18 protein-coding genes are annotated in these 20,256 nt (G+C 67.3%); 8 read left to right on the plus strand and 10 right to left on the minus strand.

The genetic code is table 11. The features are described from left to right. Positions 1-164: 164 nt before the first annotated feature. Together KUV67_09270 and KUV67_09275 are read right to left on the minus strand one after the other, a co-directional pair. Entirely contained in the window at positions 165-950 is a 786-nt protein-coding gene (locus KUV67_09270) for an ABC transporter permease (GenBank protein MBY6205069.1), read from the minus strand. Further along, a complete protein-coding gene (locus KUV67_09275; GenBank protein ID MBY6205070.1) occupies positions 947-1,885 on the minus strand; it encodes an ABC transporter ATP-binding protein in 939 nt (312 codons plus the stop codon). Before KUV67_09275 ends, KUV67_09270 begins: the two co-directional genes overlap by 4 nt. A gap of 80 nt (positions 1,886-1,965) precedes the next feature. On the opposite strand from KUV67_09275, the gene KUV67_09280 reads away from it, so the two are divergent. The 4 genes from KUV67_09280 (at position 1,966) to KUV67_09295 (ending at position 6,305) form a co-directional block, all read left to right on the plus strand. Continuing rightward, a complete protein-coding gene (locus tag KUV67_09280; protein ID MBY6205071.1) occupies positions 1,966-3,456 on the plus strand; it encodes an alpha/beta hydrolase in 1,491 nt (496 codons plus the stop codon). Then, the gene (locus KUV67_09285; GenBank protein ID MBY6205072.1) at positions 3,453-4,193 is read left to right on the plus strand and encodes an ATP-binding cassette domain-containing protein; all 741 of its coding nucleotides are present in this window, start codon (positions 3,453-3,455) and stop codon (positions 4,191-4,193) included. The genes KUV67_09280 and KUV67_09285 overlap by 4 nt, the downstream gene beginning before the upstream one ends. Beyond that, positions 4,190-5,359 carry an ABC transporter permease gene (locus tag KUV67_09290; GenBank protein MBY6205073.1) on the plus strand — a complete coding sequence of 390 codons (1,170 nt, stop codon included), beginning with the start codon at positions 4,190-4,192 and terminating at the stop codon, positions 5,357-5,359. Before KUV67_09285 ends, KUV67_09290 begins: the two co-directional genes overlap by 4 nt. Before the next feature lie 325 nt (positions 5,360-5,684). Continuing rightward, positions 5,685-6,305, plus strand: a complete 621-nt coding sequence (locus tag KUV67_09295) for a hypothetical protein (protein ID MBY6205074.1) — start codon at positions 5,685-5,687, stop codon at positions 6,303-6,305. A 166-nt stretch (positions 6,306-6,471) separates the two neighbouring features. On the opposite strand, the gene KUV67_09300 is transcribed toward KUV67_09295, so the two are convergent. The 4 genes from KUV67_09300 to folP all read right to left on the minus strand — a co-directional run bounded on the left by KUV67_09300 (position 6,472) and on the right by folP (position 9,818). Continuing rightward, positions 6,472-6,852 (minus strand): transposase, encoded by a 381-nt coding sequence (locus KUV67_09300; protein ID MBY6205075.1) that lies wholly within the window; start codon positions 6,850-6,852, stop codon positions 6,472-6,474. Between the two features lie 406 nt (positions 6,853-7,258). Then, on the minus strand, positions 7,259-7,684 hold the full coding sequence (locus KUV67_09305) for a DUF4124 domain-containing protein (GenBank protein ID MBY6205076.1): 426 nt from the start codon (positions 7,682-7,684) through the stop codon (positions 7,259-7,261). 464 nt (positions 7,685-8,148) lie between these two features. Continuing rightward, positions 8,149-8,754, minus strand: coding sequence for a hypothetical protein (locus tag KUV67_09310; GenBank protein ID MBY6205077.1), 606 nt, complete (start codon positions 8,752-8,754; stop codon positions 8,149-8,151). Positions 8,755-9,023: 269 nt separating this feature from the next. After that, entirely contained in the window at positions 9,024-9,818 is a 795-nt protein-coding gene (gene folP, locus KUV67_09315) for a dihydropteroate synthase (protein ID MBY6205078.1), read from the minus strand. A 287-nt stretch (positions 9,819-10,105) separates the two neighbouring features. Here folP and KUV67_09320 point away from each other — a divergent pair, with 287 nt between their 5' ends. From KUV67_09320 to KUV67_09335, 4 genes are all read left to right on the plus strand, one after another. Further along, positions 10,106-10,954, plus strand: coding sequence for a methylated-DNA--[protein]-cysteine S-methyltransferase (locus tag KUV67_09320; protein ID MBY6205079.1), 849 nt, complete (start codon positions 10,106-10,108; stop codon positions 10,952-10,954). A 493-nt stretch (positions 10,955-11,447) separates the two neighbouring features. Beyond that, a complete protein-coding gene (locus KUV67_09325; GenBank protein ID MBY6205080.1) occupies positions 11,448-11,870 on the plus strand; it encodes a pilin in 423 nt (140 codons plus the stop codon). Between the two features lie 74 nt (positions 11,871-11,944). Continuing rightward, a complete protein-coding gene (locus tag KUV67_09330) occupies positions 11,945-13,003 on the plus strand; it encodes a hypothetical protein (protein ID MBY6205081.1) in 1,059 nt (352 codons plus the stop codon). After that, positions 13,003-14,157 carry an acyltransferase gene (locus tag KUV67_09335; GenBank protein MBY6205082.1) on the plus strand — a complete coding sequence of 385 codons (1,155 nt, stop codon included), beginning with the start codon at positions 13,003-13,005 and terminating at the stop codon, positions 14,155-14,157. Before KUV67_09330 ends, KUV67_09335 begins: the two co-directional genes overlap by 1 nt. A 254-nt stretch (positions 14,158-14,411) precedes the next feature. Here KUV67_09335 and KUV67_09340 read toward each other — a convergent pair whose 3' ends face one another. From KUV67_09340 to KUV67_09355, 4 genes are all read right to left on the minus strand, one after another. After that, a complete protein-coding gene (locus KUV67_09340) occupies positions 14,412-16,538 on the minus strand; it encodes a hypothetical protein (protein ID MBY6205083.1) in 2,127 nt (708 codons plus the stop codon). After that, positions 16,535-17,437: a serine/threonine protein kinase gene (locus tag KUV67_09345; protein ID MBY6205084.1), complete on the minus strand. Its 903-nt coding sequence runs from the start codon at positions 17,435-17,437 to the stop codon at positions 16,535-16,537. The genes KUV67_09340 and KUV67_09345 overlap by 4 nt, the downstream gene beginning before the upstream one ends. 221 nt (positions 17,438-17,658) lie before the next feature. Next, complete coding sequence (gene tsaB / locus KUV67_09350; GenBank protein MBY6205085.1) at positions 17,659-18,312, minus strand: tRNA (adenosine(37)-N6)-threonylcarbamoyltransferase complex dimerization subunit type 1 TsaB; 654 nt, start codon at positions 18,310-18,312, stop codon at positions 17,659-17,661. Then, entirely contained in the window at positions 18,309-20,213 is a 1,905-nt protein-coding gene (locus KUV67_09355) for an ATP-dependent DNA helicase (protein ID MBY6205086.1), read from the minus strand. The genes tsaB and KUV67_09355 overlap by 4 nt, the downstream gene beginning before the upstream one ends. Between the last annotated feature and the right edge of the window lie 43 nt (positions 20,214-20,256).

The raw sequence follows: 20,256 nt of genomic DNA on the forward strand, positions 1-20,256 counted from the left end.
CCTCAAGAGCAATGTTTCTCCTGTGGGAGTGAGCTTGCGAGCGAAAAAAGGGGGGTCGATCGAGTTTGCTCGCAATCTCACGCCCACCGGCTACAGGCTCCGATCGGAACCTTGCCTGTTGGGGGCCGCTTGCGGGCATAGGGTGGGATGGCAACCCGCGGGAGCTAGGTCCGAAGCCCCGTTCCCCGCTTCAGCAGCGTCAGGCAGATCGCGCCGAGGACGATGCCGAAGCCGAAGATGATCGCGAACGCCGGGGCCAGCGGGACGTCCGTGACGCCAAGCATGCCGTAGCGGAAGGCGTTGACCATGTACAGGATCGGGTTGGCGAGCGCCACCGTCTCCCAGATTCCGGGCAGCAGGCTGACCGAGAAGAACACCCCGCCGAGGTAGGTCATCGGCTGGAGCACGAAGGTCGGGATGATCGAGATGTCGTCGAATTTCTGGGCGAAGGTGGCGTTGATGAACCCGCCGAGCGCGAACACGATCGAGGTCAGCACGACCACCGCCACGGTGATGCTCCAGCTGTGGATCCGCAGGTCGGAGAAGAACGCGGCGACCAGCAGCACCAGGGCCCCGACCATCAGCGCGCGGAACACCGCGCCGGTGACGTAGCCGGCCAGAATCAGGATCGGCGGCAGCGGCGAGATCAGCAGCTCCTCGACGTGCCGCCCGAACTTGGCGCCGAAGAACGAGCTGGTGATGTTGCCGTAGGAGTTGGTGATCACCGACAGCATGATCAGGCCCGGCACGATGAAATCCATGTAGGGCATGCCGCCCATCTCGCCGATGCGCCGTCCGATCAGCTGGCCGAAGATCACGAAGTACAGGGTCATCGTGATCGCCGGGGGAATCAGGGTCTGGGCCCAGATCCGCAGGATCCGGGAGACCTCCTTGATGACGATCGTCTGGTAGCCGATCCAGTAGCTCTTTGCCGAGACTTCGACGCTCATGCCGCCGCTCCCGCCGCGTCCTGCTGCGGCTTCTCGACCAGGCGGAGGAACAGTTCCTCGAGTCGGTTGACCTTGTTGCGCATCGACTTGACCTGGATGTCGCGCTCCTCGAGGGTCTTGAACAGCGAATTCAGGCTGCTCGACTTCGGCAGGCTGGCCAGCAGCGTCGTGGCGTCGCGCAGCACGATTTCCATGCCCTCGACGGTCGGCGCCTCGTCGATCGGCGCGCCGAGGTCGAGCACGAAGGTCTCGATGTCGAGCTTGCCGAGCAGTTCCTTGACCGTGGTGTTCTCGACGATCCGTCCGTGGTCGATGATCGCGATGTTGCGACAGAGGTTCTCGGCCTCCTCGAGGTAGTGGGTCGTGAGGATGACGGTGGTGCCGGCGGCATTGATGCCTTCGATGAATTCCCACATGGATCGGCGGATCTCGATGTCGACGCCGGCGGTGGGCTCGTCGAGGATCAGCAGCTTCGGCTCGTGCATCATCGCGCGGGCGATCAGCAGCCGCCGCTTCATCCCCCCGGACATCTGCCGCGACGGGCGGTGCGCCTTGTCCCAGAGCTGGAGCTGGTTCAGGTACTTCTCGGCGCGTTCCCGGGCGACCGCGCGCGGCACACCGTAGTACCCGGCCTGGTTGACGCAGATCTCGAACGGCTTCTCGAACTGGTTGAAGTTGACTTCCTGCGGCACCAGGCCGATCTGCGACATCGCCCGCGACCGCTCCTTCTGGACGCTGATGCCGAAGACCTTCGCCTCGCCGCCGGTGGCGTTGACCAGGGACGAAACGATGCCGATCAGGGTGGACTTGCCGGCGCCATTCGGGCCGAGCAGGGCGAAGAAATCGCCTTCCTCGACCTGGAGGTCGATGCCCTTGAGCGCTTCCACGCCGTTCTTGTAGGTCTTCTTCAGGTTGGAAACGTCGAGTGCGTTCATGACCTCTGGCCTGTTGATTTCGTCACGCCGGCTTCGTACCGTAACCGGTCTGGCAATCCCGTCATCCTTGGGGCAGAACCTTGAGAATCCAATCGAATGCGGCCGCTGCGGCCGGGCCGATCGTCCATGCGCTGCTTGCCGGGCTGCTGCTCGCAGGCACGGGCACGGCGATCGGGCAGGACGACCGCTGGCCGGACCTCGAGAAATGCGAGTTGTCCGCCGCCGGCGGCCGGATCACGGTCTCGGCACGTTGCGGGACGCTAAGCGTACCCGAAAATCGTGAGCAGCCGGACGGCCGGACGCTGGACCTGGCCTGGGCCGTGATTCCGGCGCGCAGCAGCACGGTCGAGCCCGACCCGGTCGTCTTCCTCGCCGGCGGGCCGGGGCAGGCGGCCCGCGACATCGCGCCGATCATGCAGGGCCCGTTCGGCGACGTGAACCGGACTCGCGACCTGATCTTCCTCGACCAGCGCGGCACCGGCGGTTCGAACGCGCTGGCGTGCGAGTTCGACGAAGAGCTGATGATGGCCGAGGACGACTTCGACGAGCTCGAGCGCCAGTTGAGGAGCTGCCTTGACGAGCTCGACGCCGAGGTGGAGCACTACGCGACCCGCGACGGCGCGGCCGACCTCGACGCCCTGCGCGCCGAGCTCGGTATCGAGAACTGGAACCTCGTCGGCGGCTCCTACGGCACGCGCATGGCCCAGGTCTATCTTCGCGAGTACCCGGACCGGGTTCGCAGCATGGTCCTCGACGGCGTCGTGCCGAGCCGCCTTCGCCTGGGCTCGGAGCATGCCGAGAAGCTCGACCAGGCGCTCGAACGGTTGTTCGAGGCCTGCGCCGACGACGCGGCCTGTGCCGAGCGCTTCCCGGGGCTGGCCGACCGCTTCGTCGAGCTCAAGGCGCAGTACGCGGAGCAGCCGCTGGCCATCCAGGTGACCCATCCGCGGACCGGTGTGGCCGAGTCGATCGACTTCTCCGATGAAACGCTGGCCGGTTCGCTGCGCTTTCTGGCCTACGCGCCGGAGTCGCAGATGATGATCCCGTACCTGATCCACGAGGCGGCGACCACCGGCAGCCCCGAGCGGCTCGCCGCGCAGGCGCTGATCGTCGGCGACCAGCTGACCGACACGCTGGCCATCGGCCTGAACTTCTCGGTCGGCTGCGCCGAGGACTGGCCGCACTGGCCCGCGGGCCGCGACGTTTCGGGCACGCTGCTCGGCAACAGCATGCAGGAGCTCTACGGCCGCATCTGCGCCTGGTGGCCGGCCGACCCGGTCGGAGTCGAGTTCTTCGAGGCCTTCTCCTCCGACGTGCCCGTGCTGCTGCTGTCGGGCGAGCGCGACCCGGTCACGCCACCGGAGTACGGCGACGAAGCGGCCCGCCAGTACGCGAACAGCCTGCACCTGGTCGCCGAGGGCCGCGGCCACATCGTCGTGACCAACGGCTGCATCGCCGGCATCGCCACGCAGTTCGTCGACGCGGGATCGGTCGACGACCTGGACACGGAATGCATGGAATCCATCGGCCCCGAGCCGTTCTTCCTCGACCTGCTGGGACCGTCGCCATGATCGAAGCAAACAATCTTCGCAAGACCTTCAACAAGGGCAAGGTCGTGGCGGTCGACGACGTCAGCTTCCACGCGCCCGACGGGCAGATCACCGGCCTGCTCGGGCCCAACGGCGCGGGCAAGACGACCACCCTGCGCATGCTCTACACCTTGCTCCAGCCCGATTCGGGATCGATGCAGGTCGATGGCGTCGATCCGCTGGTCGACCCGATCGGCGTCAAGCAGAAGCTGGGCGTGGTGCCGGATTCGCGAGGCCTCTACGACCGGCTGACCGCACGCGAGAACATCCGCTACTACGGTCGGCTGCAGGGGCTGGACAAGAAGAAGATCGAGAGCCGGATCGACGAACTGAGCGGCATCCTCGACATGGGCGCCTTCATCGACCGCAAGACCGACGGCTTCTCCCAGGGCCAGCGGGTCAAGGTCGCGATCGCCCGCGCGCTGATCCACGAGCCGGGCACCGTGCTGCTCGACGAGCCGACCAACGGCCTGGACGTGATGACCACCCGCGCGCTGCGCGAGTTTCTCCTGAAGCTGAAGATGGACGGACATTGCGTCGTGCTGTCGACGCACATCATGCAGGAGGTCGCGGCGCTGTGCGATCGCATCGTGATCATCGCCAAGGGACGGATCGCCGCCGAGGGCACGGCGCAGCAGCTGCTCGAGAAGAGCGGTGAAGCCAATCTCGAGGATGCATTCGTGAAACTGATCGGAACCGACGAGGGGCTTCTCGCATGATCGCGGTATTCATCAAGGAACTGCTCGATAACTTCCGCGACCGTCGCGTCGTGCTGAACACGCTGATCCTCGGGCCGCTGATGGGGCCGGTGATCTTCGGCCTGATGATCTCGTTCATGGCCCGCGAGACCACCGAGCGCCTGGAATCGGCGCTGGAACTGCCCGTGGTCGGCGCCGAACACGCGCCGAACCTGGTCGGCTGGCTGGAGCGCCAGGGCGTGATCATCGAAGACGCGCCGGACGATCCCGAGGCCGCGGTCCGCGCCGAGGACGAGGAAGTGGTGCTGCGCATTCCGGCAGACTTCGCCGAGGCATGGAGCGAGGGGCGGCCCGCGCCGGTGGAGATCATCGCCGATCGCTCCCTGCGCTACACCGGGACCACCATCTCCCGGGTCAACAGCTACCTGAACACCTACAGCGCGCAGATCAGTCAGCTTCGACTGCAGCTTCGGGGGGTGCATCCGGAGATCACTCGGCCGATCGACACCCAGGTCGTCGACCTGTCGACCCCGACGTCGCGAGGCGGCCAGATCCTGGCCTTCCTGCCGTATTTCATCCTCATCACGGTGTTCATGGGGTCGATGCACATGGCGGTCGATACCACCGCCGGCGAACGCGAGCGCAAGTCGCTGGAGCCGTTGCTGATCAACCCCTTGCCGCGCTGGAAGATCATGGCCGGCAAGCTGATGGCCACCACCTTCTTCGCTCTGGCCACGCTGGCGCTCGGCCTGGTGGCTTTCGTCTACGCCATGGGCATGCTGCCGACGGCCGACATGGGCGTGGCGCTGAACCTCGACGCGCGGGTCGCCGCGATGGCGTTCCTGCTGGTCGCTCCGGCCGCCCTGCTGGCCGCGGCCATGCTGACGATCCTGGCGTCCTTCGCCAAGAGCTTCCGCGAAGCGCAGAGCTACATGGGCCTGGTGATCTTCGTGCCGATGATCCCGAGCTTCTGGCTGCTGATCGACCCGACCAAGGCCGAGACCTGGATGAGCTGGGTGCCGCTGCTGAACCAGAACGTCATGATCCTGGAACTGGTCCGCGGCGAGCCGACCAACTGGACCTGGGTCGGCGCCACCCTGGCCAGCACCACGCTGCTGGCGCTGGTCCTGGCCTGGATCGCCGGCGGCCTGTACAACCGGCCGAAGCTGATCTTCACCTCCGACTAGGGACGGCGGCCCCGGCCCGGCCTCGCCGGGTCGGGGCCGTTCCGTTCGCGCGCAAGCGCCCTCCAACAGACTCGAGGCTTCGGTCTAGGGCTTTTCCTGTGGGAGTGAGCTCGCGAGCGAAAGCCATCACTCCTGTGGGGTCGAGCTAGCGGGCAAGGGTCATCAATCCTGTGGGAGTGGCTTGCGAGGGAAGGACATCACTCCTGTGGGAGTGAGCTTGCGAGCGAAGGCCATCGCTCTGGTGGGCGCGAGCTCGCGAGCGAAGATGTCCCGTTCCGCCCCCGTTTCCCGTACCTTGTAGGCATCAACGGGAGGAAGCATCACCATGAAGAAAGTACTCATCGGATGCCTGGGCGTGTTCGTCCTCGTCGCCGTGGCCGGCGGCATCGTCACCTACGTCAAGGTCATCAAGCCCGGCATGGAGTTCGTCGGCGGCATGGCCGAACTCGGCCAGGAATTCCAGGAGCTCAACGATTCGATCGAGAATCGCGAGTCCTTCGCCCCGCCCGGCGACGGCACGCTCGACGAGGCGCGCTTCCAGCGCTTCCTGGCCGCCCAGCGCCAGATGCGGGGTGAACTCGAAGGCCGGTTGACCGAGCTGAAGACCAAGTACGAGGAGCTCGAAGCCGAGATCGACGAGCGCGGCGGCCAGGCCGGCATCGGCGACATGGTCGGCGCCTACGCGGACCTCGCCGACCTGCTGATCGCCGGCAAGCGCGCCCAGGTCGAAGCGCTGAACACGCACCGATTCTCGATCGAGGAATACAACTACACCCGCGACCGCGTCTACCGCGCGCTCGGCGAGGGCGTCGCCGTCGCCGCCATCGCCCAGAGCGGCAACGCCGGACAGTTCACCCAGACCGTCCCGCAGGAGACCATCGACATGGTCGAACCGCACCGCGAGGAACTGATGGAGTCGTACGTGCTGGCTTGGTGGGGGCTGTAAGGGCGCGGAGACGGGAAGCACCTCCTGTGGGAGTGAGCTTGCGAGCGAAAGCCATCACCTCTGTGGGCCCTTGCTTGCAGGCAAGGGTCATCACTCCTGTGGGAGGCAGCCTCGCAGGCGACCGGAACCAGGGTGACTCCTGTGGGAGTGAGCTTGCGAGCGAAGGTCAAAGCCAGCTTGCATCCCAATGAGGATAGTCCCGGATCGACTGGACCAGTCCTGCGCGAACAGGATTCTCGATCACGTATCGGGCCACCGATCGCAGGTCCTCACTGGGCCGAAGTCGGCGATCGTGGAAACCTCTCTGCCAGATCGGCGAACGTCCCCTGAGCCGCACAGGGAAGTTCCTCGAAACCGCCGACTTGGTTTTCGAGACGACTTGGGAAATCGACAGTCTCGGGCCAAGCTGTAGAAGCCAATGAAGGTGGTCGGGCATCACCACGAAGCAGATCGTTTCCGCATCGTTCCTGCAAGACCGCAGCGCCCCGACAACGGCTCGGCCGGCGGCAAGGTTGGATAGAACGGTCGTCCTCTGACGAGTGACGATCGTGACCAGGTAAACGCCGCCAGGACTGGAGGTTCGACCGGTCCGCAGTCTCCTGCTATGAAACACCGGGTCGGCGCTTCTGGCCTTCTCAGGATTCATCGATGTCATTGCATGTCGTCGAGCCCTGTTCGCTCGCAAGCTCACTCCCACAGGCGGCTCTAATCTGCCGAATGCGAGCATCCACCGGGTTCGCTCGCGAGCTCACTCCCACAGGTGGGTCTGTCCTGCTCCTTCCTTGGACCGACCGGTTCGCTCGCAAGCTCACTCCCACAGGCGGTTTTAATCTGCCGATTGCGAGCATCCACCGGGTTCGCTCGCGAGCTCACTCCCACAGGTGGCTTTGTCCTGCCGAATTCGAGCATTCGTGGAAGTCGGGTTGAAGCGGGCCGGCCACTTGGAATCCCCGCTAGACACACTCCCGCCGATACGCCGCCCGCAGCTCGCGGCGGCGGTCGCGGAGCTGCTGGCCGCGCGGTTCGCGGTAGCCGCGGCGGAGCTGGTCCTGGACGGCGTCCAGGTCCTCGAGCAGGTCGTTGCAATAGCGCTCGAGCTCGTCGCGCCGCGCGGCGGCGTTCGATCGCGCGGCACGCTCCGGCGTCTCGGGTCCGGCTGCCCCGGCGTTCTCGGGGCCCTCGCCGTTTTCCGCCGGAGCCGGGGTCGGAACCGCGCGGTAGGTGGAGATCGAGCCTTCGTCCAGTTCGACTTCCACGAACTGCTCGACGTCCGGTTTGCGATCCGAGTAGTGGCGGTTGCCGTCCTCGTCGACCCACTGGTAGATGGTAGCGCCGGCCAGCAGCATGACCAGCCCGAAGATTGCCTCGATCGATTGCATGCGTCTCTCCTCATTGGCCGTCGAACGGCCGCTCTTGCCAACCCGTTCAGTCTAAGGCCGGCGCGGCGTTGAGGTCATCGGAAATAGGCTCGATTGCAGGTAGGAAATCGCTGACGGCGGTCCTCCTGATCGATCGGGATGGCGGGGTGGTGAAACAGGAATCGCCCGCCTGTCCTCGTCTGTAGGAGCCTGCCTCGCAGGCGAATGAGATTGACCCGAGGCGTTCGCGGGCGAGGCCCGCTCCTACAGGAACTCCTCCCGCCTTTGGCCGGCCTCTGTGGGAGCCTGCCTTGCAGGCGAACGCGATTGACCCGAGACGTTCGCGGGCAAGGCCCGCTCCTACAGGAACTCCTCCCGCCTTTGGCCGGCCTCTGTGGGAGCCTGCCTCGCAGGCGAATGAGATTGACCCGAGACGTTTGGGGGCGAGGGTCGCCCTTACACGGACAGCGCCGAACCCGATTCGATCAATCGCCGTCCCGGTTGCCCGCTCCGCGGCCCCGTCGGCGCTCGCGGGCGTCGCCGTACATCGGGCGGTAGGCCGCCTTCTGGGCTTCGGTCAGCAGCGCGGCCTGTTCAAGGTGGGCGAGCAGGTGCACCGCGCGCAGCTCGGCACTCAGCTCGGCGATCTCGGCGAGCTGGGCTTCGACCGCATCGGGAGAAGGCGCACCGCGTCCCTCGGACGTATCGGTCGCGAACATCGCGTGCAGTTCGGCCTCGGCGTCGAGAATCCGCTGGCCCAGAGCGACCGCGTCGCTGCGCACGCGCTCGACCAGGGCCGAGGTCGCTGCGCGTTGCTCGTCGGTCAGGTCCAGGGCATCGGCCTGCTGGAGAACGTGGCGCGGTCCTGGGTAGCCGTTGAGTTCGGCGGCGCGGGCCAGGCCCATGCCGTGGCCGCTGCGCAGCATCCGTTCCTGCCGGGGCAGGAGGCCGGTGGGGGGTGCATTTCCGGCGCTTTCACCGGCCGTCGAAGGTTCGACGGACGCCGCCGATTCCGGTACGGCGGTCGCATCCTGGGCCGGGGCCGGCAGCGCGTAGATCAGGAGGAATGCGAGCAGGGTCGAGCGCAGCATGGCAGGCGTCCTGGAAGGGGGTCCGCAGATTCTAGGGTGTTCCTGGCGGGAGAGGAAGCGGGTCGCCGGGGCGTTCGCTCGCAAGCGCCCTCCCACAGGCGGCCCTCGTCTGTCGAATTCGAGCGTCCGCCCGGTTCGCACGCGAGCGCCCTCGAAAAGGCGCCTGGGTTCGACAGCCGTGATTCATGTGGGAGTGAGCTTGCGAGCGAAGGGGGCCGGCGGAAGAGTTCGCGCGAACGCGCCCTCCAATTGGCCGGTGCCCAGCGATCTCAGGGCCGAGCGCCCCCCCGCTCTCGCATCGCGGCCAGCACCCGCACTGCATCGACGGTTTCGGCCACGTCGTGGACGCGCAGGATGTTGCCGCCGCGCTCGGCCGCCAGCACGGCTGCCGCCACCGAAGCCGCGACGCGGTCCTCGGCGACCTCTCTCCCGGTAATCTTTCCCAGCATCGACTTGCGCGAGATGCCGATCAGCAAGGGGTGGCCCAGGGTGCGGAAGCGGGCCAGCTCCGCCAGCAGCTGCAGGTTGTGGTCCAGCGACTTGCCGAAGCCGAAGCCCGGGTCCAGGACCAGGTGGGCGGGGTCGATGCCGGCATCGGTGCAGGCGCGGATCCGCTCGCGGAAGAAACCGAGCAGGTCCTCGGTCACGTCCTCGTAGGTCGGGTCGGACTGCATGGTTCTCGGCTCGCCTTGCATGTGCATCACGCAGACCGGCACGCCGAGCTCGGCGGCCGCCTCGATCGCGCCTTCGGCTCGCAGGCCGTTGACGTCGTTGATCATCGCCGCGCCGGCCGCAACCGCACCGCGCATCACCTCCGGCTTCATGGTGTCGATGGACATCGGCACATCGAGCTCGGCGGCGATCGCCTCGATCACCGGCACCACGCGCTCGAGTTCTTCGTCGGCGTCGACCGGCTCGGCGCCCGGCCGGGTCGATTCGCCGCCGACATCGAGCAGGTCGGCGCCGTCGGCCACCATCCGGCGCGCGTGTTCGAGTGCGGCGTCCACGCCGTGGAACCGGCCGCCGTCGGAGAACGAGTCGGGCGTGACGTTGAGAATGCCCATCACCAGCGGCACCTCGCGGCGCGCGGCGTCGTGGATGCGTTCGGCCAGCGGGTGGATGGACTTCGGATGCATGGCGGATGCTCCTGGAAGAAGCCGCAAGCTTATCGGGTCAGGAATCGGAATGTCGTCGGTCCCGGGCTGGAGTAGATTGGAGGCATGCACTCCACCGTCTGCTTCGCTCGCAAGCTCACTCCCATTGCCCCCTGCGGCGCCCGCGATTCCTGCGCCTGTGCGAATGAGCTTGCCAGCGCCTGTGGGAGTGAGCTTGCGAGCGAAGGAACCCGGACATGACCGCCCCCCTCGACCCCCGCCTCCTCGCTGCCTGCCGCCGGGCGCTCGACGATCCCGACGCCCGGGTGAGCGACCTGGCCGCGGCCGTCGGCATGAGCACCGGCCATTTCCAGCGCGCGTTTCGTCAGTCGGTGGGGCTGCCGCCGGGCGAGTTCCTGCGCGCCCGGCGCCTGGCACGCTTCGTCGACGCGCTGGAAGCCGGCCTCTCGGTGACCGACGCCGTGCATGCGGCCGGCTACGGATCGACCAGTCGCGCTCACCAGGCCGCCGGCGAAGGGCTGGGGATGACGCCGTCGCGCGCACGCGCCGGCGGCCACGGAGAGCGGATCGAGTTCGGCACCGCGGCCTGCGCCCTCGGCCGGGTGCTGGTCGCCGCCACGGGCCGGGGGCTGTGTGCCGTCCAGCTCGGCGACGACGACCAGGCGCTCCGCGGCGACCTCGCACGGCGCTTTCCGCGCGCCGAGATCGTACCGGGCAGCCCGGCGTTCCAGCACACGCTGGAGCGAGTGGTCGCGCTCATCGAGAGTCCCGCATCCTGTCCGGACCTGCCGCTGGACGTCCACGGCACGGCGTTCCAGCGGCGGGCGTGGAAAGCGCTGCAGCAGATCCCGGCCGGCAGCACGATCACCTACGCCGAGCTGGCCGACCGCATGGGGCATCCGGGCGCTCACCGGGCCGCGGCCTCGGCCTGCGGGGCCAATCCGCTGGCGGTGGTCGTGCCGTGCCACCGGGTGGTGCGGTCCGACGGCGGGCCGGGCGGCTATCGCTGGGGCCTGGCGCGGAAGCAGGCGCTGCTGGACGCGGAACGGCGGACGACAGCGGGCTCGCAGTCGCAGGCCGTGTGACGAAAAGACGCCGGTGCGGACCAATTTGGTCACCTGCCCCGATGCGGGCCCACGGTGTGCCGAACCGCTGGTCGCGCAAATCCGACCGTCCGACCGGAATCCGCCCGTGCACCTGCCTTCTGGCGCGTGGATTGCATTACAAGGGTGGCGTCAAGGTTTCGCGACGCCGGGTTCGCGCCGAAGTTGTGACGCGCATCACGTTCAGGGAGGAAAAATCTGCAGCCTCGACGGCCGGCAGGTGGTTTTTCTGACCATGGATGGCACATGCTGACGTTTTTTGTCAGTGGCTGTTGCATGGCGGACGTGGTTTCGATGCCGATCTGGGTCGAAGGTCACACATCGCGAGTCGAGCGTTCTAGGGCATCAGGGCGTCTTGCTCGTGGCACGAAACCTGCATTACCATCCGTGCGTAGGGAGCTTGCAGTGTTCCCGGATTCGCCGAAACTTTGAAACTTTTACGACCAGGAGCATCACAATGAACAACATTCGCAACCTGAAGAACCAGGGCGGTTTCACCCTCATCGAACTGATGATCGTGATCGCCATTCTGGCCATCCTGATGGCCATCGCCATTCCGGCCTACCAGGACTACACGGTCCGCGCTCAGAACTCCGAGTGCATCAGCATCGCCGGCGGCGCCAAGACCTTCGTCGCCGAGTCGGCTTCGTCGCAGGGCGTCGTGGTCGCTGCAGGTGACTTCACCGGCTACACCCCGCCGAGCGCTACCGACTTCTGCACGCTGGCCCTGGGTGGAAATGGCGTCATCACCATCACGTCGACCGCAGGCCCGGGTGGCACGTTCACGCTGACCCCGGAACAGGCTGCGATCACCGACGCGATCGAGTGGGAATGCACGCAGGCTGGCTTCCAGGCCAACCAGGTCCCGAACGAGTGCCGCAACGCCGCTGCTCCGTAATTTCGGCGTAGCATCGTAGTACGCTCGAAGGCCCCTGACCCCGTCAGGGGCCTTCTTGTTTCCGGGGCAGGCCGATGACGAATACCACGACCACGATCCAGGATCGACTCGGGCTCCTGAAGGGGCCGACCTTCGATGCGACCCTGATCGCCGGCACGCTGACCCTGGCACTCGCGGCCTGGGCGGCGGTCTACGCCGACCCCGACCTGTTCTGGCCGATCCTGGCCTTCGACCTCTGGTTGCTCGGCTACCACCACGTGATCGCGACCTACACGCGGCTGGCCTCCGACCTCCAGACCGTCCGCGAGCATCGCTTCCTGATCTTCGTCCTGCCGCTGCTGGTGCTCGGGGCCGTGGTGCTGATGGCCAACACGATAGGAATCGTCGCCGTGGCCAGCACCTACCTCTACTGGCAGTGGTGGCACTACCTGCGCCAGAGCGAGGGCATTTCCAAGGCCTACCTCGGCCGGGCCGGCATGGGCCGGGCCGGCGCGGATCCCTTTCTTCGCATCGGGTTCTACGGCCTGCCGCTGGCGTCGTTCCTGACCATGATCGACCGCCAGCCGAAGCTGTTCCTGAACATGCCGATCTGGACCTTCCCGGTCCACGACCTGCTGCTGCAGCTCCTGTGGTCCGTGTCCATCGGCGCGGTACTGGTGTTTGCGTGGCGCTGGCGCAAGGAGTTGCGATCGGGCGCGTTCCGCTGGGCCTATCCGACGTTCGTGGCCTCGCACCTGGCGATCTTCCTGGTCGCCTACGCGGGCACCGAGTCGATCAACCACGGCTGGCTCGCCATCAACATCTGGCACAACGCCCAGTACCTGTTGTTCGTCTACCTGTTCAACCAGCGGCGCTACAAGGACGGCGTCTCCCGTCGCGGCTGGCTGATTTCCTTCCTCAGCCAGCCCGGTCGGTGGTGGCTGTATTTCCTCGCGCTGTTCACGATCACCACGGTGTTCTACTTCTCCGTCGACAGCGTGATCGATCTCCTCCAGGGCTCATACGCGATTCCGCTGACGATCGTGTTCTACCAGGCCATCAACTTCCATCACTACATCGTCGATTCGCTGATCTGGAAGCTTCGGCGTAAACCGATTCGAGAGAGATTGGGAATCGGAAGCCAGGAAGGCTGATGGGGTTGCGTTGGATCGGTGCCCGCCTGATCGGGGAGCCGGGCGCCTATCCGGCGCTGGATGGTCTCAGGGCATTCGCGATCCTTCTGGTGCTCGCGCGGCATGCCACGCTGCCTTTCGCAAACTTCGATTCCGATTCACTTGCGGCTGTGCAAGGCGTCGCCTGGCTCGTGCTTCGTAACGGCTGGTTGGGAGTGGATCTGTTCTTCGTCCTGAGCGGCTTCCTGATCGCCAGAACCTTGAGCCACGAGCGGCATCGCGGTTGGACCGGCGGCTTTCCATCGAGCTACTTGAAGAAACGCGTGCTGCGGACCTTTCCCTTGTACTACGCCATCATCGCGATCTGCATGCTGGGTGTGCTGCCAGGCTATTCGATCGAGGTAGACCGCCCCTTGGTCGAACTGGCCATCCACGCGGTCTTTCTTCAGGACTATCTGGGTACGCAACTACTGGTTCCCCTCTGGTCGCTCGCGACAGAGGAAAAGTTCTATCTTCTTGCCCCTTTTCTCGTCGCGATTGTCTGGCGACAGGATCACGCCGGCAAGCGTCTGGCGTTTCTGTCTTTCCTGATGATGCTGTCGGTCGCCGCGAGAGCGATGAACTGGATGGTGTTGTCACCGGACCACTATCCGGAATTTTTCTGGCAGGTACGCGCTCCATTCCATGGCTGCCTCGACGGGCTGATGGTCGGTGTCATCTGCTTCGAACTCTCCCGGATTGCAGTGTGCAAGCGTGTGATCGAACATCGTGCGGGAGTCGTTCTCGCAACATCTGCCGGGGCGGCCATCGTGATCCTCGGTGCGCGGGAATGGGCGCAGCCCGGAACCATGGGGATGACCCTTCTGGCCATCCCGGCCTTCTCGGTCTGCTGCGGTGCCGCGCTTCTCGCCTCGCTGTTCATCAAGGGCAGGGGCTTACGCTTCATGGGCTCACGCAGCCTCCGGGTGCTAGCGCGGCTTTCCTATGCGCTCTATCTCACCCACTACACGACAATCGAAGCAAGCGTGGCCTGGGCGGAGGGGCTCGCTGGCGGCTCGGCCGGATTCGTCCCCCTGTTTCTGATCTTCTATCTGTTCCTGTCGTTTGCCTACGCCGTCGTCCTTCACCTGGCGATCGAGCGGCCATTCCTTCGGCTCAAGGCCAGGATTCGATAGCTGGAAGTCCGAACGGTGCCGCGGCCTCGACCTGAAAGAAATGTGCGCGAATCTCCGAGGCTCTCCCGGGTCGCGCGCAAGCGCCCTCCAATAGGCTGGCAGCACCGAGCGCCGGTTTTCCTGTGGGAGGCCGCTTGCGGGCGAAGGGTGGGGCGAGGCAGGAACCGTTCGCGCGCAAGCCCCCTCCAGCAGGATGTCACTGCGAGGCAATGGGGAAAATCCACGGTCTGCGGCGGGTCGCCCGGGCCGGGCGATCAGGTATTGCGCAGCGCCGAGACCAGGTGCGAAGCAAGCGTGCCGCGGAGGCGCTGGATGTAGCGCTTGGCGTCGGGGGTGACTTCGGGGTCGAACTGCATGGCGGTGCCGACGACCTTGAGCTTCACCGTCTCGCCCTCGAGGTGGAACTCCGAGTCGTTCAGGCCCTCGACGATGCGCTCGAGGACGTGCGAGGCCCCCTCCTGCGGGGTCATCGGCAGCAGGACCAGGGGCACGTTCCTGAACTTGTCGCCGAGCATGCCGAGCAGGTCGAGGTCGCGCAGGTGCAGGGGCAGGGCGTCGAGGATGCGCGGCATCACCGCCTCGATCTCGTCGGGGGTGATCGTCCGCCAGTCGCCGTCCTCGTGGCAGACCTGCGCGATCATCAGCATCAGCCCGGAAAAGTGCGTGCCGTAGCGGACCGCCGAGAGCACTTCGCGGTTCAGGAAGTACATGGTGGCGATGGGCGCCAGCGCGTCGCCGGGGATGAACTCGATGCGGTTGCGCTTGCGCACCCGCGACACGGCCTGGTCCAGCACGCTCTGGACTTCGTCGTCCTCCATGCCGCGGTCCTTCAACGCACGGCGCAGCGATCCGTCCATGCGCTCCAGGTCGGCGCGGTTCTCGACCATGCCGTCCAGCGCGCCGACCAGGGTCTTGGCATCGGCGCTGGAGGTCTTCAGGAAGTCCGAGACGTGCTTCGAGCGGGCGGTGATGACGAAATTCTCGAAGCGGCCGTCGAGCGCTTCGGAGACGCGCCGCGTCGTCTCCTCGTCCAGGCCCTGCGAGCGGACCTTTTCCAGCAGGTCCCTCTGGACCTTGCGGATCGACTCGCGGTTGAAGCGGGTCACGCGGCCGCCGGGGTCGGGCAGCATGCCGACCGTGGCATGTTCGATGTGGTCGGCGAGAACCTTCGAGAGCCGGTCGCCGTCGTCGTCGCTGGACCGGCGCAGTTCGGCGGCCAGGACGATCAACCGCGCCGCCTCGCCCGGGTGGTGCTGGATCTCGGCCAGGAGCTCGTCGACGCCCATGCCGATCTCGTCGGCGCCTTCGGCGAGCACCTGGACCAGGTTCTCGCTCTTGAGCTCCGCGGTCAGTTCGTTGACGAACTTCAGCCACGTGGCCAGCGGCATGCCGTCGTCCATCAGGGATTGCTTGAGCAGCGGCAGCAGGCGCTTGATGTCGCGCGAATCCGGCAACAGGCGGCGAATGATCTGGGCCAGCCGGCGGGGGGAGGTCTGGCCGGCCTGGTATTCCTCGCAGACCAGCGCGACGACGGTGCGGTAGGTGAGCTGGTCGACCTCGTCGATGATGCCGCCGTTCTCGGCGAGGAAGCGGGCGGTTTCCTTCTGGTCCTCCAGCGCGCCAGCCAGGTCGCGCTTCATGGTCTCGACCGCTTCAAGCACCACGTCCAGCGACAGGTTTCCGCGGCTTTCGCCGACCTGGTCGCCGAGCGCGCGGATCTGCGCGGCCACGCGCTGGGCGGTGGCGGCGTCGTCGGCGTCCTCGTCGGACTCCTCGGGCGGCTCGATCAGGTTGCGCATCGCGAAGACCTGCTCGATGCGCGCGAGCAGGTCGCCGGTCGCCAGGTCGTCGCGCGTCGACGCGCCTTCGGCCGAGGCCTGTTCGGCCAGGTCCGTCAGCTGGGCCAGACCGTCGCGCTCGATCACCTCGTCGTCGGAAGTCATCCGCTTGAGCACGATGTGGTTGACCTTGATCGACGTGACGTCGGCCTCGCCGAGCGCGGCCTTGTAGGCATCGGCGTCGCCCAACTCATCGGCGCGGACGAGGTGTTCCATCGCCGAGGCCAGTTCCTCGTCGCTCAGGGCCGGTGAAAAAGTCAACGACTGCAGGCCCAGGGCCCGGAACAGCGTCTGGATGCGGTTGGCGCTGAAGTTCTCGTCGGCACGGAAGTCCTCGATGAACAGCGCCCCTCGATCGAGCATCAGGGTGACTTCGCCGAGCGCTTCGGCCACCGGGACCAGGTTCTCGCGGAAGGTCGTGCAGGCCCGCAGCATCTGCGGATGCTCGGTGCCGTAGGCGGTGGCGTTGATCAGCATGGCATTGAACTGCCGGCCGAGAATCTCGGCGCGGCGCTGATCGAGGGCGGGCTGCTCTTCGCTCATGCCCCGATGCCCTGGTGCACGCGCCAGTCGCGCAGGGCCGCTCGCATGGCCTCCGCGCTGCTGAAGCGGTCCTCGCGCAGCGCGGCGGTGGACTTGACGATGATGCGTTCCAGCTCCGAGTCGATGCCGGGTGCGGTTTCCGAAGGTCGAGTCAGGAACAGCGTGTCCGGGCGCTCCATCTTGCGCATCAGGAGGTCCGTGTCGTCTTCCTGGCGCACCGGCAGCTGGCCGGCCAGCGCCTCGAACAGGACCACGCCCATGGCGTAGAGGTCCGTGCGCGCGTCGGTTTCGCGCCCGGCCGCCTGCTCGGGCGACAGGTACAGCGCCGAACCGACCACCATGCCCTCGGCCCAGTACTCGGTGCGGGCGGTGCGCGCGATGCCGAAGTCCACGATCATCGGCCGCAGGTCGGCGCGGTCCACCATGATGTTGGCCGGCTTCATGTCCTGGTGGACCACGCCGTGCTTGTGCGCATAGCCCAGCCCTTCGAGCACCTGCATGACCAGGCCCACCGCGGTCTGCGGCGCCATGCGGCGCTTCGACGGCACCGGGTGCTTCAGGCGGTGACGGATCATCCGGCCGAGGTCGGCGCCGTCGACCAGCTGCATGACCTGGAAGTAGTAGTCGTCGTCCTCGCCCATTTCGAAGATGGGCACGATGTTCGGATGGGCGAGCACCGCGACGGTCTCGGCCTCGTCCTGGAACTGGCGTGCCCCCCAGTCGGCGGTCTGGGGGCCCTTCGGGAGCAGCTTGACCGCGACCTGGCGCTTCAGCGATTTCTGGAAGCCGATGAACACCGCACCCATCGATCCGCGACCCAGCTCGCGCACGATCGTGACGTTGCCGAAGGACCGGCCGATCACGTGCTTCTGGTCGATGGGTTCGACAGCGCTGTTCATGGAAGGCAGCCCCTTGTTGCCCCGTGGTGCGATCGGCCGGGTGGTCGATGCTGCTCGACCGACGCGCCTTGGCCGCCTGTGACGAACTCGACATTCTACTGCCCCGGCGTCACGACGGGAAGGACGGGCTGTCGCTCGATATGGCGCTGAATCCGGTATTCACTGTGAGCTCCCGGGGACCGTCGGCGTCCGGCCATCGGCCCATGCAGGGAAGGGATGGCTCAGTGGGTGACCCGGTCACGGAGATAGACCGGCACGAGCTCGTGGGCCGCGACCGGTTCGACGTGGGCACCGAGCTGCAGCAGCACACCGGCGTCGGGCCGGACATCGGCGCGGATCGAGGCCAGTTCGCCGACGATCGACGCCGGCAGGCGGTCGCCGTGCACCTCGAACGCGCTGCCGGCGCCCCGGGCGGGACCTCCGGGGTCGGGCAGGTCACCCGGTGCGCAGAGGACCTCGCGGCCCTGCAGTTCGGCCCGGCCGTCGTCGAAGCGGTAGATCGCGGCGTAGACCTCGCCCATGCGCGCGTCCATCGCGGCAAGTACGGGACCGGGGCCGTCGGGGTCGCGGCCGGCGGCAGCGATCATCGCGAGGCTGGAGACCGGATGGACCGGCAGGTCGTGGGCCATCGCCAGGCCCTGGGCCACGCCCAGGCCGATCCGCAGGCTGGTGAAGCTGCCCGGTCCGCGGTCGACGACCAGCGCGTCGAGCTCGCCCAGCACGATGCCGGCCTCGGCCAGCAGTTCGTCGACGAACGGCAGCAGCAGGCGGCCATGGGCGCGCGGTTCGGTCCGCGAACGCGCGCGGACCTCGCCGTCGATGTCGAGGGCCACGGAACAGGTCTCGAAGGCGGTCTCGATCGCCAGGCGCTTCATGCGGACCAGTCCTCGAGAAAGGCGACGGCCTCGTCGCGCGAGCGCACGCGCGGCATCGGCGGCAGGCTCTTGATGAACATGCGGCCGTAGGACTTGCCGAGGATGCGCGGATCGCCGAGCACCAGCACGCCGCGGTCGGCGGCATGCCGGATCAATCGGCCCGCGCCCTGCTTCAGCGCCAGGACCGCGTTCGGAACCTGGAGCTCGGCGAACGGGTTGCCGCCGGACTCGCGCACCGCGCGGATCGTGGCCGAAAGCACCGGGTCGTCGGGGGCGGCGAACGGCAGCTTGTCGATGACCACGACCTGCAGCGCTTCGCCGCGCACGTCCACCCCTTCCCAGAAGCTCGCCGCCCCCAGCAGCAGGCGATTGGGTCCGGCACGGAACTCCTCGAGCAGCACGTCGCGCGGCGCGTCTTCCTGGACCAGCAGCTGGAAGCGGCTGTTGGCGCGCAGCCAGGCCGCAGCGCGCTGCAGCGCCCGGTGGGAGGTGAACAGGAGGAACGCACGGCCCCGGCTCGCTTCGAGCAAGGGCAGGACCTGCTCGAGGAGCGTTTCCGTATGCGACGGGTCGCCCGGCTCAGGCAGGCCGTCCGGAAGCCAGAGGCGGGTCTGCCGGGCATAGTCGAAGGGGCTTTCGACGACCTCGGTCTCCGGGTCGTCGAGGCCGAGGCGGCGGGTGAAATGGTCGAAGCGTCCGTTCACCGCCAGGGTCGCCGAGGTCATGATCCAGGTCGCGGTGCGTTCCGAGCGCAGCTTGCGGAACTCCTCGGCGATGTCCAGCGGCGTCAGGGTCAGGGACAGGCGTCCGCGCCGGCAGCTGAACCAGCGCACGCCCGGGGCATCGTCGGCGAGCAGCAGGTCGAGCGTCTCGGACCGGGCCCGGGCCCGGTCGTGGCAGCTGGCCAGTTCGCGCGAGCCGCCCTCCAGCGGCGCCAGCGCATCGGCCAGGGCATGCAGCGCCTGCTGCAGGCCGTGCAGGTCATCGAGCAGCGGCCGCAGGCGGCCCCAGTCGCCGCGTTCGGGTAGCCGGTGCGCGGCGCTGGCCAGGTGCTGCAGGGCGCGCTCCAGGCCGTCGACCGGTTCGCGCAGCACGTGCAGCGTGCCCTCCGCAGTGCCGCAGGCCTTGAGCGTGTCGCGGGCCAGTTCGCGGAGCTGCCACGCCGAAACGCTGCGGGAAAAGAACCGGGTGGCGACATCGGGCACCTGGTGCGCCTCGTCGACGATGATCGCGTCGGCGCCGGGCAGCACCTCGCCGAAGCCGGTCTGCTTCAGGGAGAGATCGGCGAACAGCAGGTGATGGTTGACGACGACCACGTCGGCGTCCTGGGCCTGGCGGCGGGCGCGCAGCACCCAGCAGTCGTTCAGCCTCGGGCACTCGGAGCCGAGGCAGTTGTCGACCGTGGAGGTGACCAGCGGCCAGATCCGGGCCCGTTCGGGAATGCCGGACACCTCGCGGATCTCCCCGGTAACGGTCCGGCGGGCCCAGCGCCGCACCGTGTCGAGGTCGTCGCGGGTGTCCGGGTCCAGCTCGACGGGCCCGTCGTCGGCGCGGTCCATGCGCTGCGGGCACAGGTAGTTGGCGCGGCCCTTGAGCAGTGCGACGTCGAGTTCGGCCCCGGTCGCGCGCAGGGCCAGCGGCAGGTCGCGCTGGAACAGCTGGTCCTGCAGGTTCAGCGTGCCGGTGGAGATGATCACCCGCTCGCCGCGGGCCAGCGCCGGCAACAGGTAGGCCAGGGTCTTGCCGGTGCCGGTGGCGGCCTCGGCGACCAGGTCGCGCCGGTGCTCCAGGCAGTCGGCGATTCGCCGGGCAAGTCGCGCCTGGCCCGGCCGCGGCTGGAAGTCCTCGAGCAACTCTGCCAGCGCGCCGTCCCGGTCGAAGGCGTGATCCAGGGTTTGCATGGCGACGGCCTAGCGCGGACCGGAGACCCGCACCCGGGGCGCC

The organism is Halomonas denitrificans, assembly GCA_019800895.1.
Taxonomy (GTDB): domain Bacteria; phylum Pseudomonadota; class Gammaproteobacteria; order Xanthomonadales; family Wenzhouxiangellaceae.